Below are 239 nucleotides of genomic sequence, written 5' to 3' on the forward strand. Positions count from 1 at the left end.
TTAAAACAACTTGGCTTTCCTAAGAAGGTATTAGGACATTCGGACGCGGGATGGAGCAGTCTGGTAGCTCGTCGGGCTCATAACCCGAAGGTCGTCAGTTCAAATCTGGCTCCCGCAACCAACTTACGCTTAAGTATAAAAAGCAAATTCTTAAGTTTGAATTAAAACAACTTGGCTTTCCTAAGAAGGTATTAGGACATTCGGACGCGGGATGGAGCAGTCTGGTAGCTCGTCGGGCT

Annotated in this window: 1 tRNA gene; it reads left to right on the top strand. The window is 46.4% G+C overall.

Annotation, left to right across the window (positions count from 1 at the left end):
* The first annotated feature begins 44 nt into the window (after positions 1-44).
* Positions 45-121, top strand: a tRNA-Met gene (locus H4J76_RS19675).
* Positions 122-239: the final 118 nt, after the last annotated feature.

The sequence above is a fragment of the Colwellia sp. BRX9-1 genome (assembly GCF_014077195.1).
In the GTDB taxonomy this organism is placed as follows: Bacteria; Pseudomonadota; Gammaproteobacteria; order Enterobacterales; family Alteromonadaceae; genus Colwellia_A.